19 protein-coding genes and 1 pseudogene are annotated in these 15,319 nt (G+C 69.2%); 13 read left to right on the forward strand and 7 right to left on the reverse strand.

Features of this window, described 5'->3' with window-relative positions:
- The first annotated feature begins 51 nt into the window (after positions 1 to 51).
- Together ACZ53K_RS09145 and ACZ53K_RS09150 are read left to right on the forward strand one after the other, a co-directional pair.
- A complete protein-coding gene (locus tag ACZ53K_RS09145; protein WP_468833223.1) occupies positions 52 to 420 on the forward strand; it encodes a DUF6415 family natural product biosynthesis protein in 369 nt (122 codons plus the stop codon).
- Positions 421 to 511: 91 nt separating this feature from the next.
- Positions 512 to 2,521: an ABC transporter ATP-binding protein gene (locus tag ACZ53K_RS09150; protein ID WP_468833225.1), complete on the forward strand. Its 2,010-nt coding sequence runs from the start codon at positions 512 to 514 to the stop codon at positions 2,519 to 2,521.
- Between the two features lie 756 nt (positions 2,522 to 3,277).
- Here the strand turns inward: ACZ53K_RS09150 and ACZ53K_RS09155 are convergent.
- A complete protein-coding gene (locus tag ACZ53K_RS09155; RefSeq protein ID WP_468833228.1) occupies positions 3,278 to 4,027 on the reverse strand; it encodes an ANTAR domain-containing protein in 750 nt (249 codons plus the stop codon).
- Between the two features lie 190 nt (positions 4,028 to 4,217).
- On the opposite strand from ACZ53K_RS09155, the gene ACZ53K_RS09160 reads away from it, so the two are divergent.
- A complete protein-coding gene (locus tag ACZ53K_RS09160; RefSeq protein WP_468833230.1) occupies positions 4,218 to 4,571 on the forward strand; it encodes a MarR family transcriptional regulator in 354 nt (117 codons plus the stop codon).
- A 466-nt stretch (positions 4,572 to 5,037) separates the two neighbouring features.
- Here ACZ53K_RS09160 and ACZ53K_RS09165 read toward each other — a convergent pair whose 3' ends face one another.
- The 3 genes from ACZ53K_RS09165 to ACZ53K_RS09175 form a co-directional block, all read right to left on the reverse strand.
- Positions 5,038 to 5,256 carry a transposase family protein gene (locus ACZ53K_RS09165; RefSeq protein WP_468833232.1) on the reverse strand — a complete coding sequence of 73 codons (219 nt, stop codon included), beginning with the start codon at positions 5,254 to 5,256 and terminating at the stop codon, positions 5,038 to 5,040.
- A 154-nt stretch (positions 5,257 to 5,410) separates the two neighbouring features.
- Positions 5,411 to 5,581: a hypothetical protein gene (locus tag ACZ53K_RS09170; RefSeq protein ID WP_468833235.1), complete on the reverse strand. Its 171-nt coding sequence runs from the start codon at positions 5,579 to 5,581 to the stop codon at positions 5,411 to 5,413.
- Between the two features lie 148 nt (positions 5,582 to 5,729).
- Positions 5,730 to 6,317: a TetR/AcrR family transcriptional regulator gene (locus tag ACZ53K_RS09175; RefSeq protein ID WP_468833237.1), complete on the reverse strand. Its 588-nt coding sequence runs from the start codon at positions 6,315 to 6,317 to the stop codon at positions 5,730 to 5,732.
- A gap of 258 nt (positions 6,318 to 6,575) precedes the next feature.
- Here ACZ53K_RS09175 and ACZ53K_RS09180 point away from each other — a divergent pair, with 258 nt between their 5' ends.
- On the forward strand, positions 6,576 to 7,160 hold the full coding sequence (locus tag ACZ53K_RS09180; RefSeq protein WP_468833239.1) for an NAD(P)H-dependent oxidoreductase: 585 nt from the start codon (positions 6,576 to 6,578) through the stop codon (positions 7,158 to 7,160).
- A gap of 30 nt (positions 7,161 to 7,190) precedes the next feature.
- On the opposite strand, the gene ACZ53K_RS09185 is transcribed toward ACZ53K_RS09180, so the two are convergent.
- Entirely contained in the window at positions 7,191 to 7,469 is a 279-nt protein-coding gene (locus ACZ53K_RS09185; protein ID WP_468833242.1) for a hypothetical protein, read from the reverse strand.
- Positions 7,470 to 7,536: 67 nt separating this feature from the next.
- On the opposite strand from ACZ53K_RS09185, the pseudogene ACZ53K_RS09190 reads away from it, so the two are divergent.
- Positions 7,537 to 8,462, forward strand: a pseudogene (locus tag ACZ53K_RS09190) (IS701 family transposase); the annotation flags it as partial.
- Positions 8,463 to 8,810: 348 nt separating this feature from the next.
- Here ACZ53K_RS09190 and ACZ53K_RS09195 read toward each other — a convergent pair.
- A complete protein-coding gene (locus tag ACZ53K_RS09195; protein WP_468833244.1) occupies positions 8,811 to 9,245 on the reverse strand; it encodes an Rrf2 family transcriptional regulator in 435 nt (144 codons plus the stop codon).
- Between the two features lie 128 nt (positions 9,246 to 9,373).
- Here ACZ53K_RS09195 and ACZ53K_RS09200 point away from each other — a divergent pair, with 128 nt between their 5' ends.
- From ACZ53K_RS09200 to ACZ53K_RS09210, 3 genes are all read left to right on the forward strand, one after another.
- Positions 9,374 to 10,123 (forward strand): SDR family NAD(P)-dependent oxidoreductase, encoded by a 750-nt coding sequence (locus tag ACZ53K_RS09200; RefSeq protein WP_468833246.1) that lies wholly within the window; start codon positions 9,374 to 9,376, stop codon positions 10,121 to 10,123.
- A 1,085-nt stretch (positions 10,124 to 11,208) separates the two neighbouring features.
- A complete protein-coding gene (locus ACZ53K_RS09205; RefSeq protein WP_468833249.1) occupies positions 11,209 to 11,670 on the forward strand; it encodes a lamin tail domain-containing protein in 462 nt (153 codons plus the stop codon).
- Positions 11,671 to 11,890: 220 nt separating this feature from the next.
- Complete coding sequence (locus tag ACZ53K_RS09210; RefSeq protein ID WP_468833250.1) at positions 11,891 to 12,073, forward strand: hypothetical protein; 183 nt, start codon at positions 11,891 to 11,893, stop codon at positions 12,071 to 12,073.
- A gap of 253 nt (positions 12,074 to 12,326) precedes the next feature.
- Here the strand turns inward: ACZ53K_RS09210 and ACZ53K_RS09215 are convergent, their stop codons facing one another.
- Positions 12,327 to 12,767, reverse strand: coding sequence for an STAS domain-containing protein (locus ACZ53K_RS09215; protein ID WP_468833400.1), 441 nt, complete (start codon positions 12,765 to 12,767; stop codon positions 12,327 to 12,329).
- A gap of 673 nt (positions 12,768 to 13,440) precedes the next feature.
- Between ACZ53K_RS09215 and ACZ53K_RS09220 the strand changes: the two genes are divergently transcribed.
- The 5 genes from ACZ53K_RS09220 to ACZ53K_RS09240 are packed head-to-tail and all read left to right on the forward strand — an operon-like array spanning position 13,441 to position 15,274.
- The gene (locus ACZ53K_RS09220; protein ID WP_468833252.1) at positions 13,441 to 13,809 is read left to right on the forward strand and encodes a hypothetical protein; all 369 of its coding nucleotides are present in this window, start codon (positions 13,441 to 13,443) and stop codon (positions 13,807 to 13,809) included.
- Positions 13,802 to 14,218: a DUF6093 family protein gene (locus ACZ53K_RS09225; protein ID WP_468833255.1), complete on the forward strand. Its 417-nt coding sequence runs from the start codon at positions 13,802 to 13,804 to the stop codon at positions 14,216 to 14,218. The genes ACZ53K_RS09220 and ACZ53K_RS09225 overlap by 8 nt, the downstream gene beginning before the upstream one ends.
- Positions 14,215 to 14,616, forward strand: coding sequence for an HK97 gp10 family phage protein (locus tag ACZ53K_RS09230; RefSeq protein WP_468833257.1), 402 nt, complete (start codon positions 14,215 to 14,217; stop codon positions 14,614 to 14,616). Before ACZ53K_RS09225 ends, ACZ53K_RS09230 begins: the two co-directional genes overlap by 4 nt.
- The gene (locus tag ACZ53K_RS09235) at positions 14,613 to 14,849 is read left to right on the forward strand and encodes a hypothetical protein (RefSeq protein ID WP_468833259.1); all 237 of its coding nucleotides are present in this window, start codon (positions 14,613 to 14,615) and stop codon (positions 14,847 to 14,849) included. Before ACZ53K_RS09230 ends, ACZ53K_RS09235 begins: the two co-directional genes overlap by 4 nt.
- Positions 14,846 to 15,274 (forward strand): hypothetical protein, encoded by a 429-nt coding sequence (locus tag ACZ53K_RS09240; RefSeq protein WP_468833261.1) that lies wholly within the window; start codon positions 14,846 to 14,848, stop codon positions 15,272 to 15,274. Before ACZ53K_RS09235 ends, ACZ53K_RS09240 begins: the two co-directional genes overlap by 4 nt.
- Positions 15,275 to 15,319: the final 45 nt, after the last annotated feature.

Below are 15,319 nucleotides of genomic sequence, written 5' to 3' on the forward strand. Positions count from 1 at the left end.
TTTGTGGAACTTCCTAGAGCCCCCTTCCCGCTGCGCCGTAGCGTCCTGGGCATGAACGAGGTCGCAGCGTCGCCCGCCCCCGAGGTCCCGGCCGAGACCGCCGACTCGTTGCCGATCGACGTCGCCACCATAGAGGCGACTTGCGCCCGCGCCTTCGGACTGCACCGGACGACGGCCCCGGGGCTGCTGGAACTGACGCGGGCGCTGCGCGGCCATCTCGGACTGCTCATCCCGCCGGACCTGACAGAACGGACGCCCCTGATCCAGGGCGCCGCCCGGGACGCCACCAGGCTGCTGAAACTGCCCGACAACCCGGCGACGGCACGCACCCGCGCCCGCGCGTTGGCACAGGTGTGCCTCATCCTCCTGGAACCGCACCGCCCGCTGGCCGCACCCACCGACGAGGAACCGCACGGGTGACCCGGGCTGGAGCCTCCGTGTTCACCATGCGCCGGGCCACCACCGCCGCCGACACCTCCGCCCTCGCCGCCTCCCGACCGAAGGGGCCTGCATGAGGTGGTTTCCGCTCCGCACAACAGCGCAGCGTTCCGGCAACAAGGGCGTCGAGGACGACGTTACCGAGTCCGAGCGGCTGCTGTTTGGGGGGCGGCTGCGCCTGGATCTGGCCTGGCTGCGGCACGAGGAAGCCTTCCTCGACCTGAATCTGCGCAGCATGGTCGTACGCCTGCCCCACCTTCTGGCCCTGACCGCCCGCCTGGCCCGCCAAGCCAACGCCCGGGCCCTGCGTCAGGTCGTCGGCGCCGAGGTGGGGCGCGGTGCGGTGCAGGCCGCGAGCATGATCGCGATCAACCATGTCCTTGCCGCGCTCCTGGCCGGCGGGTCGACGACACAGCGGCTCAGCGCCGCGTTGCCCGCGCTGGTGGGGGTCGCGGTGTGCAGCGTCATCGGCGCCGGGCTGCGCGCGGTGTCCACCGCCGGCACCGGACGGCTGGAGCCCGCGGTGGAACGCGTGGCCACCGAGATCTACCTGACCGCCTCCGCCAAGGTGGAGATGGCCGCATTCGAAGACCCCGACTACCACCGGCGTGCGGAGTCCGCCCGATTCGGCGCCTCCTCGGCCCGCCGCATGATCCAGTACAGCACCTCGGTGATCAACGCCCTGATGTCGCTGCTCGCCTCCATCGGCGTGCTGACCGTGCTGCACCCGGCGCTGTTGCCGATGATCGTGATGATGACGCTGCCCAGCGCCTGGGCCAGCCTCGTCATCGCCCGGCGCCGCTACATGTCCTTCAAGGTGTGGACGCAGCACGCCCGCGCCGGACGCCTGATCTCGGAACTGCTGACCTCCACCCATGCCGCGGCCGAGATCCGGCTGCACGGCATCGCCGCCTTTCTGCTGCACCACTTCCGCCGCATGTCCGAGACCGCCGAAGAGGAGCAAGGGCGCCTCGCCCGCCTCGCCGCCCGCACGGGGATCCTCGCGTCGGCCCTGACCGGCGTCGCGTACGCGGCGACATTCAGCGTGCTCAGCCTGCTGCTGTGGACGGGCGCCATGCCGCTCGCGGTGGGCGGCACCGCCATCATCGCCATCCGCACCGCCACCAACTCCCTGACCAGCCTCGTCCGCCAGATCAACTACCTCAACGAAGAGAGCTTGTTCGTCGGCGACCTGGAACACATCCAGAACGAGGCCGACCGGCGCGCCATCCCCACCACCGGCCGCCCCGTACCCGAGCACGTCGACGGGGTCCGCTTCGAGAAGGTGTCCTTCACCTACCCGGGCAAGGACAACAAGCCCGCGCTCGACAGCGTGGACCTGCATATCCCGGCCGGTGCGACGGTGGCGCTGGTCGGGGAGAACGGCTCCGGCAAGACCACCGCCGCCAAGCTCCTCGCCGGCCTCTACCTTCCCGATGAGGGCCAGGTCCTGGTCGGCGGCGTACCCACGAGCGAGATCGACCGGCAAGCCTGGTTCTCCCGCATCGCCAACGTCTCCCAGGACTTCTACCACTGGCCGCTGACCGCCCGCATGAACGTCGCGATCGGCCGCACCGACGCGGACCCGACCGAAGAACGGCTCACGGCCGGGGTGCGGCACGCGGACGCCGAGGACCTGATCGAGGACCTGCCGCGCGGCTGGGGCACCCTGCTGGCTCGCGGCTACCAAGACGGCCACAGCCTCTCCGGCGGGCAGTGGCAGAAACTCGGGATCGCCCGCGCCCACTTCCGCGACGGCCAGGTCCTCGTGGTGGACGAGCCGACCGCCGCCCTCGACGCCAAGGCCGAGCAGCGGGCGTTCGCCAACATCCGGGACCTGGCCGCCGGCGGGCAGACCGTCATCCTCATCACCCACCGCCTGCACTCCGTACGCTCCGCCGACCTCATCTACCTCCTCGAAGACGGCCGGGTCGCCGAGTCCGGCACGTTCACCGAACTCATGGACCCGGCCACCGCCCCGGACGGCAGGTTCCGGGCCATGTACGAGATTCAGCGCGCCCAGTTCACCTCAGACGATGGCAGGGAGGCCGTGCCGCTTCAGAAAGAGCCAACGGTCACATGAGGTAACGGCCAATCTGATTGCAGCAGGAAGGTGCCCACCTCGGGCACGGATGGGCCCGCAGCTCTAACGGCTGCGACGCCCCAGCGTCGGTAGACCACCGGAAAGAGCGCGAACACTCTGTGTAGGAAAACGTTCACTGTAGTTGCTCGCTGTGCTGGGACTACCGTATATGGCGCTAAGGCGTAGACGCTGCTTCTCGGTCGCCAAAGCCTGCGCATGAGAGTGCACCTCTGCCCATCGGGCGAGCCAGGTCACATCAGCGGGAACTCTCGCAATGACCAGCTGCCCTTCGCCATCGCCGAAGAACACCTGACGCCCGTGTACGCGAAGACGGATCTTCTGCCTGGGCTGCACTGAACGCGGAATGCGCCTCAACAGCGCGTGATCAAGCGGAAAGACCAGGTTCCTCCGCCCACCCTTCCCTGGCTCGAAGGAAACGGTCAGCTCACCGTTTGAACGAACTAACCAGCAATACACCAAGGGCCTTACTCGACGGTTGCACGCTCTCCTGCGACTCATGGAATCAGTCTCCATGAAGAAACCGACACAGGCGGCGAAAGGCCGGATATTTCGCACGAAGACGTAAGGCTCCGCCCCGGGGCCGGGGCGGAGCCTGGGTCCGAGAGCAGCCAGCAGCTCGGATGGATAGATACCCAGCACGCTACGTCAGTGAAGGTAGCGTATTCGGTAGGTGTCAGGCGGGCCGGTCGTTCCGGATTCTGAGCCGCGTACAGGCGCCCATGGGCCCTCGTCCCCCTATGGCCCGTCGCCTGACCCGGCAGTGCGCCACTGCGGCGGCACTCTGTTCGTCGGGGCAGGCTCGGCGTCCGGCTCTGGTGGGGTTTGCTTGGCTTTGGCTACGGCGGCGCCCAGGTGGCCGCGGACACTGTCCGACAGGAGGGGGCCGTGGACGCTGTTGATCAGGTCCTCGGCCAGGCGGTGCAGTTTGGTGTTTGTGTTCTGGGAGGTGGTGACCAGGGCGGCCCAGGCGGCTTCGGGGGTGAGGCTGAAGGTGGCCATCAGGATGCCGCGGGCCAGGTCGATGGCCGGGCGGGTCTGCATGGCCCGGCGCAGGTGTGTGACCTCTGTGGACAAGTCCTCGGCAGCTCGGAGGTACGAGGTGTCCGGCGTGTGGGTGGTGGGGCCGGTGGCCTGCCGGAGTTCGCAGGCCGGGGCGGTGAACAGTTTGCGGGCGTCACTCACTTCCAGCAGCCGTTCGACGGCGGGGCTGCTGGAGGCGATGGTGACGGTCTTGTTGTGCACCAGGGCGCGCAGGCGCAGGCGCAGCAGCATGTTGAGACCGGCGAAGTCGCAGAACGGCACCGCATCGAGATGAAGTTCGAGATGGCGGGCTGTCCGCCGCAGGGCGTCGTGCAGTTCGCGCTCGACGGACGGGCAGGAAGCCAGGTCGAGTTCTCCGCGCAGCGCCACGTCCGTGCGCTCGCCGGCGCATAAGACGCGCACCGCATGGGCGGGGCAGTGGTCCGGGCCGGACGCGACGGTCACGTCGGGTCCGTCGTCCTCTGCACCGACCTCGTAAGGCAAATGCGGAGCTTGTGACATGGCCGCTCACTTCCGTCATCGGCTCGCCGCCACCACTGCCAGGTTTGCCCACCGCGCACATACCCGTCAACAAATGCACGAAACTTATTGCGTACATCGGGGCGCGTGGACGGTAGAACGGTAGGCTGGGCAGATGGATGGAGTGCCCGAGCCGCATACCGCATGGACCTTCGTGACCAGCCATGCCCGGGTGCTGGCCGCCATCGCCGATGATCCCCATGCCCGCATCCGCGACATCGCGGCGCGGTGCCGGTTGACCGAGCGCGCCGTCCAGAAGATCATCGCGGACCTGGAGCAGGACGGTTACCTCTCCCACACCCGCTCGGGGCGCTCCAACGCCTACGAGATCGTCCCCGGCAAGGTGCTGCGCCACCCGACCGAAGCTGGGATGGGCCTGACCGTGGCCTCCCTGCTGGCCCTGCTCGTCCAGGATGAGGCGGAGCGCACCGCGCAGCCCAGCGACCCCTCGCACCACAGCACGGCCTGACGCCACCGGACGCACACCGCACACCACCCGCGACCGGCACGAGGGCCACTGCCAGCGAGCCGTCAAGGTGCCCCATCATCACGATGCGCCCTTCACCGCCGGCGGGTTCTCGGGAGCGCGGACAGGCAGTGCCGCGCCGTTTCGGCGAACTCGACAGTCAGGGACACGGGAAGACCCTGCCGCAGCGCCTGACCAGCACCCGGGGTCGCCGGTGAACGGTAGCGCACGGCCCGAGCGGTGATCGAGAACAGCCGTCGGCTCATCGACGCGTGCTCCCAAATCGCCTGCCCCCAGCGCCCGCAACAGTCTCGAACGCCAACGGGCACCACAGTGCCGACGCCCTCCCGACCGCCCAGGGCACAGTGAGACTCCGCCAACTTGAAGTCGCAGGTCAAAGGGCTGGTGTGACCGGCTCTCGGGATGCTCGTGCTGGTCGTGGGCGACTGTCTGCGGAGTAGATCGTTTGTCAGCGGTTGACTTCGAGGTTTGTCAGAACGAGCAGGGCGCGCAGGAGGTGGGTGGCGCGGGCGGGGTCGGTGCGGAGCTTGGTGAGGATCCGCCAGTTCTTGAGGTGGGCGAATCCGTGTTCGACCGGTGCGCGGCCGACGGCGATGACTCGGTTGGCGGTCTTCCGGCCGGGGCTGAGCTTGTGGGTGCGGCTTGCGTGGAAGCCGGTGACGATCACGGGATCGCGTACGTCGCTGTCCAGGCCGCGGAAGCCGAGGCCCGCCAGGGCCCCGAGGCCGGCGGAGCGCAGGTGGGCCAGGACGTGATCCTGGCGTCATTCGATCGTTTGCCGACAGGCACGGACGTGGGGGCGAGCGGCTCCCGCGGCGTTGTCAGGCTTGCACGGTGGGCCGAACGACGATCTCGCTGATGTCGACGCCGTCGGGCTGCTCGATTGTGTAGCCGATGGCGGAGGGCGGCATGGCGATCTCGTCGCGCTGCTGGGTCATGGCGGCCGCGACCCCAGGGCCGGCTCGGCAGCAGCGCACCGCGTTCTCCGACATCGACTCCCTGGCCGACGCCGGCGGCGCCCCGGGCGAACAGCCCAGCGCCTGGATGGCATGGTGCGCGTCCTGTTCACCCTGGCACGCCACCAGGGCATCGATCCCGACACCCCCTCCTGACGCCCGGCCGGTCAGGCATGGGCCGGATTCAGGGGCGGCCAGGTTCGTCGCAGGCAGTCCAGATGAGGCGACGGGCGAGCTCACTGGTGCGCTGGGCGGGACCCTGGGGGCCGAGGACGGTGGCGGTGACGTAGACACCATTGAGGACGAGGAGTAGATCGTCGGCGAGCTGCTCGGGGTCGGGAGCGCAGGCGTCGGCCGCCAAGTCACGCATCCAGTGGCGGACCCGCTGCTCGTGGGTGACCGCCACACGGTTTGCGGGGTGCTGCGGGTCGGGGAACTCGGTATGGGTGTTGAGCATGGGGCAGCCGCGGAAGGTGGGCATTCCGGTCTCCTCGATGACGGCCGTGAAGATCGCGAGGAGCTTCTCGCGCGGGTCGTCGACCTGGTTGGTGACCTGGCGCATGCGCGCGAACCAGGCGTCGGCGCGTTCCTGTGTGAAGGCGCTGGCAAGAGCATCTTTGGTGGGGAACTGCCGATAGACAGTGGCGTTGCCGACCCCGCTCTCTTTGACCACTAGATCCATACCGACAGCGCGGATGCCGCGCTGGTAGTACAGGCGGCTCGCCACGGCCAGGACGTGGCGCCGGTTCTCCTCCGCTGTCTTGCGAGCCATGGCGCGCTCCTTCTGCTTGTCATGCGTCGTATCGAGTCGGCACGGCGCGCGGTGGCCGTTTGGCCGCGCGCTGGGCACGGTCCCAGTTTGACAGACGGATCGATCCGTCACAAAGTGACGTGACGGAGTGATCCGTCACAAGTTATCGAGCACGGGACACCTGCTCCGCCAAGTGCGTCACCTGAGTCACCGGCGGTGGCGTACGGATCAGCTGCTCCGCCTCTCCCGTAAGCCGACCACAGTCAAGGATCAACCGCGATGAACAATCCCAGCCTCCCCTCCGCGACCTCAGCCGGCCCGGCCTCCTCGCGCACCCTGGTTGTCGTTGCCCACCCCGACCTGGCCTCCTCCCGCATCACCGCCCGCCTGGCCGAGGCTGTGAGCGACCTCGCACACGTCACCGTCCATGAGATCGGTCCCGCCTACCCCGATGGCCGCTTCGACATCGCCCGTGAGCAGCAACTGCTGCGCGACCACGACCGGATCGTGTGGCAGTTCCCCTGGTATTGGTACTCCGTCCCGGCAGTGCTCAAGGCATGGATCGACCAGGTCCTCACCCACGGCTTCGCCTACGGCAGCAACGGCTCCGCACTGCGCGGCAAGACACTCCAGTTGGTCACCTCCACAGGCGGGCCGGAAGAGTCGTACGCTTCTGTCGATCCCACCTCCCGTTTCACGCTGACCCAGCTGCTGGCACCCCTCGACGCCACCGCCCGCCTGATCGGCATGCGTCTTGCCGAGCCGCTGGTTCTGCACGGCGCCCGCACCGTCTCCGACGAGAACCTCGCCGTCCACGCCACGCGCTACCGCGAGCTTCTCGACTCCACCCGACGGGCCGACTGAGCCTCGCACACAAGGCGGTCCGGGCTGGAGTCACAGGTGGTGAGTCCGGCGGAAGGGCGTCTCCTCCACGCCTGAGGTGCGGTGAGGGACCAGCATCACCGCACGTTCGCCCACCTGCCCGGGTACCGGCGCGACAGAGGCGCACTCGTCAGCAAGCTGTTCACTCATCCGCTCAAGAACCCGCTCCGCGACGGTGAGCGCGTCCTGCTCGGCCCGCACCTCCGCCAGCTGCTTGGCCAGCCGTTCTTCGAGTTCGTCCAGCTCCGCGCGCCGCGCGGTGATCCGTTCCGGCAACTCGGGATCCAACATGCGCCGGATCCCAGTACTGCAACGGTGTTTGCCGTGACTGCTGGGCGGATTCGTTGTTGATGCGGGTATGGGTGGGGACCTTGCTGATGTCGGCTTGTGGTCGGGCGAGTTGGAGCGGTTGCACGATCGGTTCTTGAACCGGTTCAGCAGGTCGGAGCCGTGGGAGTCGGCCTTGGCCTGCATGCGGGGCTTGATGGCTCCGCTGGAACGGAAGAACGGCTGGAACACTGGCCGAGGAGGCCGGCCGCGCCGGGCCGGACCGGCTGCACCGGCTGCTGAACCGGATCGAGTGGGATGCCGAGGAGGTTCTGGACGACGTGCGCGACTACGTCGCCGAGCATCTCGGCGACCAGGATGCCGTGCTGATCGTGGACGACACCGGCTTCCTGAAGAAGGGCACCTCCTCGGCAGGCGTGCAAAGGCAGTACTCCGGCACGGCCGGCCGCACGGGAAAATACCAGGTGGCGGTGTTCCTCGCCTGTGCGACACCGCGCGGGCGGACGCTACTGGACCGCCGTCTGTACCTGCCCACCTCCTGGGCGGACCACCGGGAACGCCGCCGCCGGGCCGGCATCGGCGACGAGGTCGCTTTCGCCACCAAGGTGGCCATGGCCAAGGCCATGGTCCGCCGGGCCGCCGGGCCGCCGGGCCGTCGCCGAGAAGATCCCGTTCGGCTGGGTGACGGCGGACGCCGCCTACGGCTTCTCCAAGGGCTGGCGCTTCGAGCTGGAGCAGGCGGATGTCTTCCACGTCATGGCCACCACCCGGCATGACACCGCCGTCACCCGCTGGTCCGTCGGCCACCCCGTCCACGACCTGTTTCCCGGCCTGCCCCGGCAGAAGTGGAAGCGCCGCTCCTGCGGTGACGGGGCCCACGGTCGGCGCATCTACGACTGGGCCCGGGTGGAGGTGCGGCCCTGGCATCGGCCCGGCCGCCGCCACTGGGTGCCGGCCCGCCGCAGCGTCCGCCATCCGCAGGAGATCTCCTACTACAGCCTCGCCGAGATCCGACGCCTGATCACCCGCCTCACCAGGCGTCGGCCGGTGCCGGTCGAGCACATCCTGCACTGGTCGCACTGGTCGCACTGGCGCAGACGACGCCGGCACCAAGCGCGCATCAGTCACTACAAGCAACGCGGACACAACCCATGAACCCGCCCAGCAGTCACGGCAAACACCGTTGCAGTACTAGAAGGCCACCCGGTCACGGTGAGTGCGAACCGGCAAGCTGTTCTTGGAGCGAGAGATGGCGCAACCGTCTTCGGCGTGACTGGTTGCCAGGCTATTCACTGGCCTGGGCATCGATGGCGATCTGGGCGATGTCAGGGCGTAACGGGGAGGCTAGCGAGGTGCCGCGAGTACGTCCCGAAGTACGTTCTCGAGCGTGACGCGGGCCAGCTCGTGTCTCAGGGTCTCCTCGATGCCCTCGTAGATGCCCTGCATAGCCGGCTGGATGCCGTAACCCACCACGCATTCCTGGTCCGGGTTGGTGCGGTGCATCGCGAACAGCGGGCCGGGTTCCACTGCCTCGTACACGTCGAGCAGGGTCATCGACTCCAGCTCGCGCGCCAGCGACCAGCCCGCGCCCACGCCCCGTCGGGATTCCACGAGCCCGGCCCTGCGCAGCTCGCCGAGCAGCCGCCTGATCACCACGGGGTTGGTGTTCGCGCTGGTCGCGATCTGCTCGGAGGTGGCGACCTCATGGCCTTGGCGCTGGTAGAGACCGATCCAGGCCAGCGCGTGGGCGGCAATGGTCAACCTGCTGTTGGCACTCATGGACCCCTCCTCTCGGCCGCAACGCTTTATGTTACGACAGCCCAGTCGTAACAATGAAGGTTGCAACAATCAGTCGTAACAATTAGCGTTGCGACTGTCGGGAAGAGTCAATCAACGAGGTGAGAAGAATGAGCAAGCCACTCATGGGCAAGGTCGCCCTGGTCACCGGGGGGTCGCGTGGACTGGGAGCCGCGACCGTACGACTGCTGGCCGAGCAGGGCGCCGACGTCGCCTTCACCTACGTCAGCTCCGAGAAGCAGGCGCAGGCCGTCGTCGACGAGGTGCACGGCAAGGGAGCCAAGGCCATCGCCTTCCAGTCCGACCAGGCAGACACGAGCCGGGCGCCGGCGCTGATCGACGACGTGGTCGCGCACTTCGGCGGCCTGGACATACTCGTCAACAACGCGGCGATCTCCGTGGCTGGCAGGGTGGACGACTCGGACGCCGACACCGCCGCCCTGGACCGGATGCACGCCACCAACTACCTCGGCGTGATCGCCGTCATCCGGGCCGCCTCCCGAGTGCTGCGCACGGGCGGCCGCATCATCACGGTGAGTTCCGGACTGGGCTCCCGGGTCGGCGCCCCCGGCCTTGCCGACTACGCGGCGACCAAGTCCGGGATCGAGAGGTACACCATGGGCGTCGCACGCGACCTCGGGCCCCGGAATATCACGGCCAACGTCGTGGAGGCTGGACTGATGGAGGGCGGCATGCAGCCGCCGGACCCCGAGACCCTCAAGGCCCTGGTCAGCTCGCTGTCCCTGCAACGCATGGGGCACCCCGACGAAATCGCCGCGGCGATCGCCTTCCTGGCGAGCCCCGCCGCGTCGTACGTCACGGGCGCGGTGCTGGACGCCCACGGTGGCTACAACGCCTGAACCCGAACCCCTGCCGCGCGTCCCGAAGGGCATCGCGCCTTCGGGGCGCGCACGGCCGCCGACCCGCGACAAGGCGTACTACTCGAAGGCTGTGCGCATGAGCTGCGGCGCCGCTGTATCGAGGCGCTGATCTCCCGCAAGGGCTCCCCAAGCATCAAGGGCCTGGGCAAGCTCCGCTAGTCGCCGAGCAGACCTTCGCCCTGCTCCACCCGTTCAAACGCCTCGCGGTCCGCTGGGAACAACGTATCGAAACTCCACGACGCCTTCGTCTCGTTGGCTTGCAGCCTCATCTGCTCCACACGCCTCAAGAAGACCGAATCGTGATGGCGTTACGAGCTCTAAGGAGAGCGGCTCCTGACGAACGATCTTCTCCGCGGACTGCCGCCCACGACCAGAGTGAGTCCCCCGAGTACGGGACACACCAGCCCTTTGACCTGCGACTTCAAGTTGGCGGAGTCTCAGTGCTCCAGAAACTGTGTAGCCGTCCGCGTGGCTGCTCTGGCACCGCCGATCTCCCGGGCCGTCGCAGGGCGAAGTCGACTGCACCCGTCCGGCGGAGTCTGCTGCCCACCCAGGCGGGCAGGCGCCCCGCGCACGGGTCGGCTCACTGCCGCACTGACGCTCGGGGACAGCGCACCGTGTCACCGCCCGGTGGGACGGGCGCCCGCACACCGCCCGTCCCACCGGACCGGTCGGAGCCAGTTTCGATGAAGCGGCCGAGTCCGTCTGCTGCGTCGCCGTAACGCGGGAGCGGCGTGATGGGGCGCTGGCGGACGTTCGGTGTGGTGCCACGCCCGTACGGGAGGCCACACCCCCGGGGGACGGACTTCCCGGCCTGGTCAAATCCCGCAGCTCAACAGCCTGGGGCGGGCTGGCGTGGCGGGGGCGTGTGATCGTCGGGCGCACGCGGGGGCGTGCACTGCGAGCGCACTGCGGTTGTGCAAATGTCCGTGTTCTGTAATGAGCAGTCCGATTTTCAACCACGGGGGCGAGGGCGGGCGCACAGTGAAGTCCGCCCGGCACAAGACCGGGCATCGGCTCCCACCGGCCCCGCCCGCGGCGGGGCTGTCCGCAGGAGGTTCGTCATGATCCGCTCCGCTCGTCTGGCCGCCGTCGCGCTCGGCGCGGCCGCCGTGGTCACCGCCGCCGCGCTGCCCGCCTCCGCCACCGGCGCCCACACCCCGCCGGCCGCGTACCGCTCCCCCGTCATGATCGGCGCGGTACAGGCCGACTCCCCCGGCCGTGACGACGGCTCCAACCGGTCCCTGAACGCCGAGTGGGTCACCGTGAAGAACACCAGCAGCCGCGCGGTCAACCTCGACAACTGGACGCTGACCAGCGAGCGCACCCACAAGACCTACCGGTTCCACCACCTGCGCCTCGGCGGCCACCAAGAGGTGCGGGTGCACACCGGCAAGGGCCGTGACACCTGGCGCGACGTGTACCAGGACCGCCGCGACTACGTGTGGGACAACCGGCGCGACACCGCCACCTTGCGCAACGACCACCGCCGCGTCATCGACACCAAGCACTGGGGACGCCGCTGATCGCCGTCCCGGGGCTGCCGCCGCGCGGCCCCGGACGTCCAGGTGCGCCGCAGCCGAGGGGAGGGGCCGCGGCGCGCCGCCCTGCCCGGGGTGCCGCGCGACCGTACGGCTGCGCATGACGGCCAGTTCCCGGCCTGTCCCCGGCAGTGGGGACCGGCACAATGGCCCCGCCCCCCGACCTGTGGGCCACCCGGCCCCAGTTCGGCAGGAGGGGAAGTCCATGCTCCCGACCCTGGCCACGCACGGCTGCCCGGCCGAACACCACCGCGTTCACGTGGAGAACGGTGTCGTGGTCGGCGAGGAGTGCGTACGGTGCGGCTACCGGATCACCTACGAGGCCACCGGCCGCGACCGCCATTTCCCACCTCCACACCCGAGCCCCTTGCCGCCGGCCGAGGTATGAGAACTTCACGTTCCTGAGCGCCGTCCCCGGCAAGGCAGGGCGGGCGCGAAGTGCAGGGTGCGGGGCGGCGTCTGCGCCCGCCGCCCCGCGCGGGCGGTATGCCCGGCACCGTGCGCCTTCCCGAGCGTCGTGACCTTCGCCGACCGGTGCGCTGTGCGGGTTCCCGCTGCGGGGCGGGCCAGGCTGAGCCATCCGGAGGCTTCGCCCGGCCGCTGCTGAGGGCTCGCGCCGCGCCCCCAGCCACCGGGTGCGGTCAGGACGTGTGGGGGCCGCGGCGCGGTGGGCATGGGGGCACGGCGCTGTCAGCCAGTACTTGACCAATCGTGGGCACCGGGTGGAAGAGGCTGCGCAGGCCGGTGATGTCCAACAGGCGCAGGATCTGCGGGGCGTCGCAGACCAGGTGCAGCTGGCCGCACTGCTCCAGCGTGCGCTGCTGGGCGAACATCAGCAGGCGCACGCCGGCACAGTCGAAGAAAGTGACCGGCCGCAGGTCCAGCAGCAAGCTGAAGGCTGGCCTGGCGGTTACCAACTCCAGGTGCCGACGGGCTTCGTCGGCGGTCGCTATGTCGACGTCGCCGTGGAGTTCTACGACGGTCAGGCCATGCGCCAGGTAGGTGCGGGTGACGCGTCGGGGGGCGGTGTTCAGCGCAACAACCTGTTCTGCGCGTTCGCGGGAAACCGGCCACCGGGCAATCGTGCCGAGGCCGCGGGTGCGTCGGAGCGTGAGGAGCCTTGTGGCGGCGGCAGGAACCGCGTGGCCGTCTCCACCCTAGGCACCGCGCGGGCGCATGGGAGTGTTTTTGCCATCTGCCACCCGAAGGGGTGGCCGCGCGGTCCGGCGTGGCCCCCAGCCGGTCGGCAGCCGGCCTCAGGAGGCCGTCGTCGGCGGGTGAGAGCACCCGGCGGTGTCGGCTGCTCTGGACCGCGCATCTGGAGGCGACGCGCAGGAGGACCGCGTGCCGGAAGCGGCGGTAGATTGCGGGCAACGGCGTGGGCCGACGCGCGGGTCAGCATGCTGCGGCGGGGAGAGGCATGACGGTCGCGGACCTGGTTGCGAAGTTGCAGCCGAGCGGGCCGGGGCTGTCCAAGCGGTGCTGCGAACAGTGCGCCGCGCTGCTGGACGTGGACGGCGCGGCGGTGTCGATGTTCTTCGACGGCTCGCAACTACTGTGGCACAGCGCCCCGGACAGCGCCCTTCTGGATGGGGGCTGTGCACCGACTACGACCTGTGGGCAACCAAAGTCTCCGGCCCCGAACGCTCATCAACACCCTGCGGCACGACACTGAGATCGAAGCCATACAACTGCTCAATGACCCCACTGATCCGGCAAGTCAGGCGTTGTCTTCGCGCACCTAGGCTCCGAACCATGAGCACGTCCGATCAGTACCACCGCGTCCGTATATCCGCCGCCCCCGAGCAGCCTGCCGTCATCGAGCTCGACGGCCACGATGTCGCCTCGTCGGTGGAGGCGTACCGGATCACCCAGACCGTGGACGAGGGCACCGAGGTTACGCTGTACGTGGCCAAGGGCTGGAGGGGTGTGCAGTTCGAGGGTCTGGCGGACGTGGTGGTCGAGCCGGCGGATGTGCGCCACGTCGTGGCCGGGTTCCTGGACGCCGTGGACTGGCGCAAGCTCGACGAAGCCGTACTCGCCCGCGATGATCTCGACGGCGCACCTGGGGAGCTGACGCGCGGGATGCTGGCGCAGCTGCGGGAGTGGGCGCTGAGTGCTTGATCTGCGCGGTCTCGCCCGGTTCGCCGAGCGGCACCTGATGCCGGACACCGTGCGCGTCACCCGCGAGGTCGGCGAAGACGTACTCGACCCCGCCACCGGGGTCCTCGTGCCCGCTCCTCCGCTGACGGTGCACTCGGGTAAGGCGGGGCTGTACGGGCACCAGGAGCGGAACCGCAGCAAGGGCGGCCACAAAGGTGCGTGGGTCGAAGAGGTTCGGGCCGGGTACCGGCTGCTGCTGCCGCTCGATGTTCCCGAGCTGCGCGAGGACGACTCCGTGGAGATGGTCAAGGCCCGGGACAAGCAGGCCGTCGGCCGTACCTACCGGGTCGCGGCGCTCGGGGAGGTGTCCTCGGTTCCGGTGCTGCGTACCGTGTGGCTGGAGGAGCACAACCGCAAGGTGGACGCATGAGCGGCGGCGCGTTCACCGACCCCGCTGCGCTGGCCGCCGCCCTGGAACGAGGGGCCGCCCAGACACAGGCAGCAGTGAACACCGTAATGCGGCACCGTGCCCAGGCGCTGGTCGAGCAGGTGCAGCGCAACGCCTCCGGCCGCCCGGGACCGCGCGTGATCACCGGCAAGTATCGGGCCTCCTGGCACGCCGACGTGCAGGGCGCGGGCCCTGTGGTCGTCGCCGAGGTGGGCACCCGTGCGGCACAGGCGCGGCGGCTGGAGTTCGGGTTCGTCGGTGCCGACAGTCTCGGCCGGCATTACGCACAGCCGCCCTTCCCACATCTGGGTCCGGCCGTCGAACAGGCCGGGCCCGTCCTCGTGCGGGAGTTGAACGATGCGGTGAAGAGGTCGCTGTGAACGAACTGGCCGACGAAGTCGAAGCGGCCTTGGCGGAGGTCTTCGGCGACTGGAAGCTGGGGCTGCTCGCCCGCGCCGTCGTCATCGCCGAGACCCTGGACGAAGACGGCGAACGCGCCCTGTCCGTGCTCACGACGCCGGGCGTGCCGGACTGGGACACCGTCGGACTGTGCCGGTACGGCGCCCTGTCCGTCGAAACCAACGGCGGAGGCTTCTTGAGAGACGACGAATGATCGACCGCGCAGCCGTGTCTGAAGCCTTCCGCCGCACGCTGGCCGAAGCGACCGGCAGACCGTGCGGTCTCGGGAAGCTACCGCTCGTCGACGGCCAGCCGGCCGAGATGCCGTACCTGGTGCTGTACCCGCAAGGCGGCCCCGTCGGCGGCGCGCCCCTGGTCGACGCATCAGAAGACTCGGAACTCCTATACCAGGTGACAGCCGTCGCCAACCGCACCGACCAGGCCGAGTGGATGGCCGACCGAGTACGACGTACGGTCCTCGAACGCACCGCGACCGGCGACTGGCGCTGGCCGATCGACGTTCCGGACGTCGACGTGTGGGCGCGGGAGCTCAAGGTCGACGCCGGCACGGACGATGCGGGCTCCGCCGCGGGTGTCGTCAGCTACTCACAGCGGTTTTCTCTGTCAGCCAGCGGCTGAGGCACCCGCTGTGCCGCGAGTCACCGGGGACACAGCGCCTTAGCT

This window comes from Streptomyces sp. NPDC033221 (genome assembly GCF_055577005.1).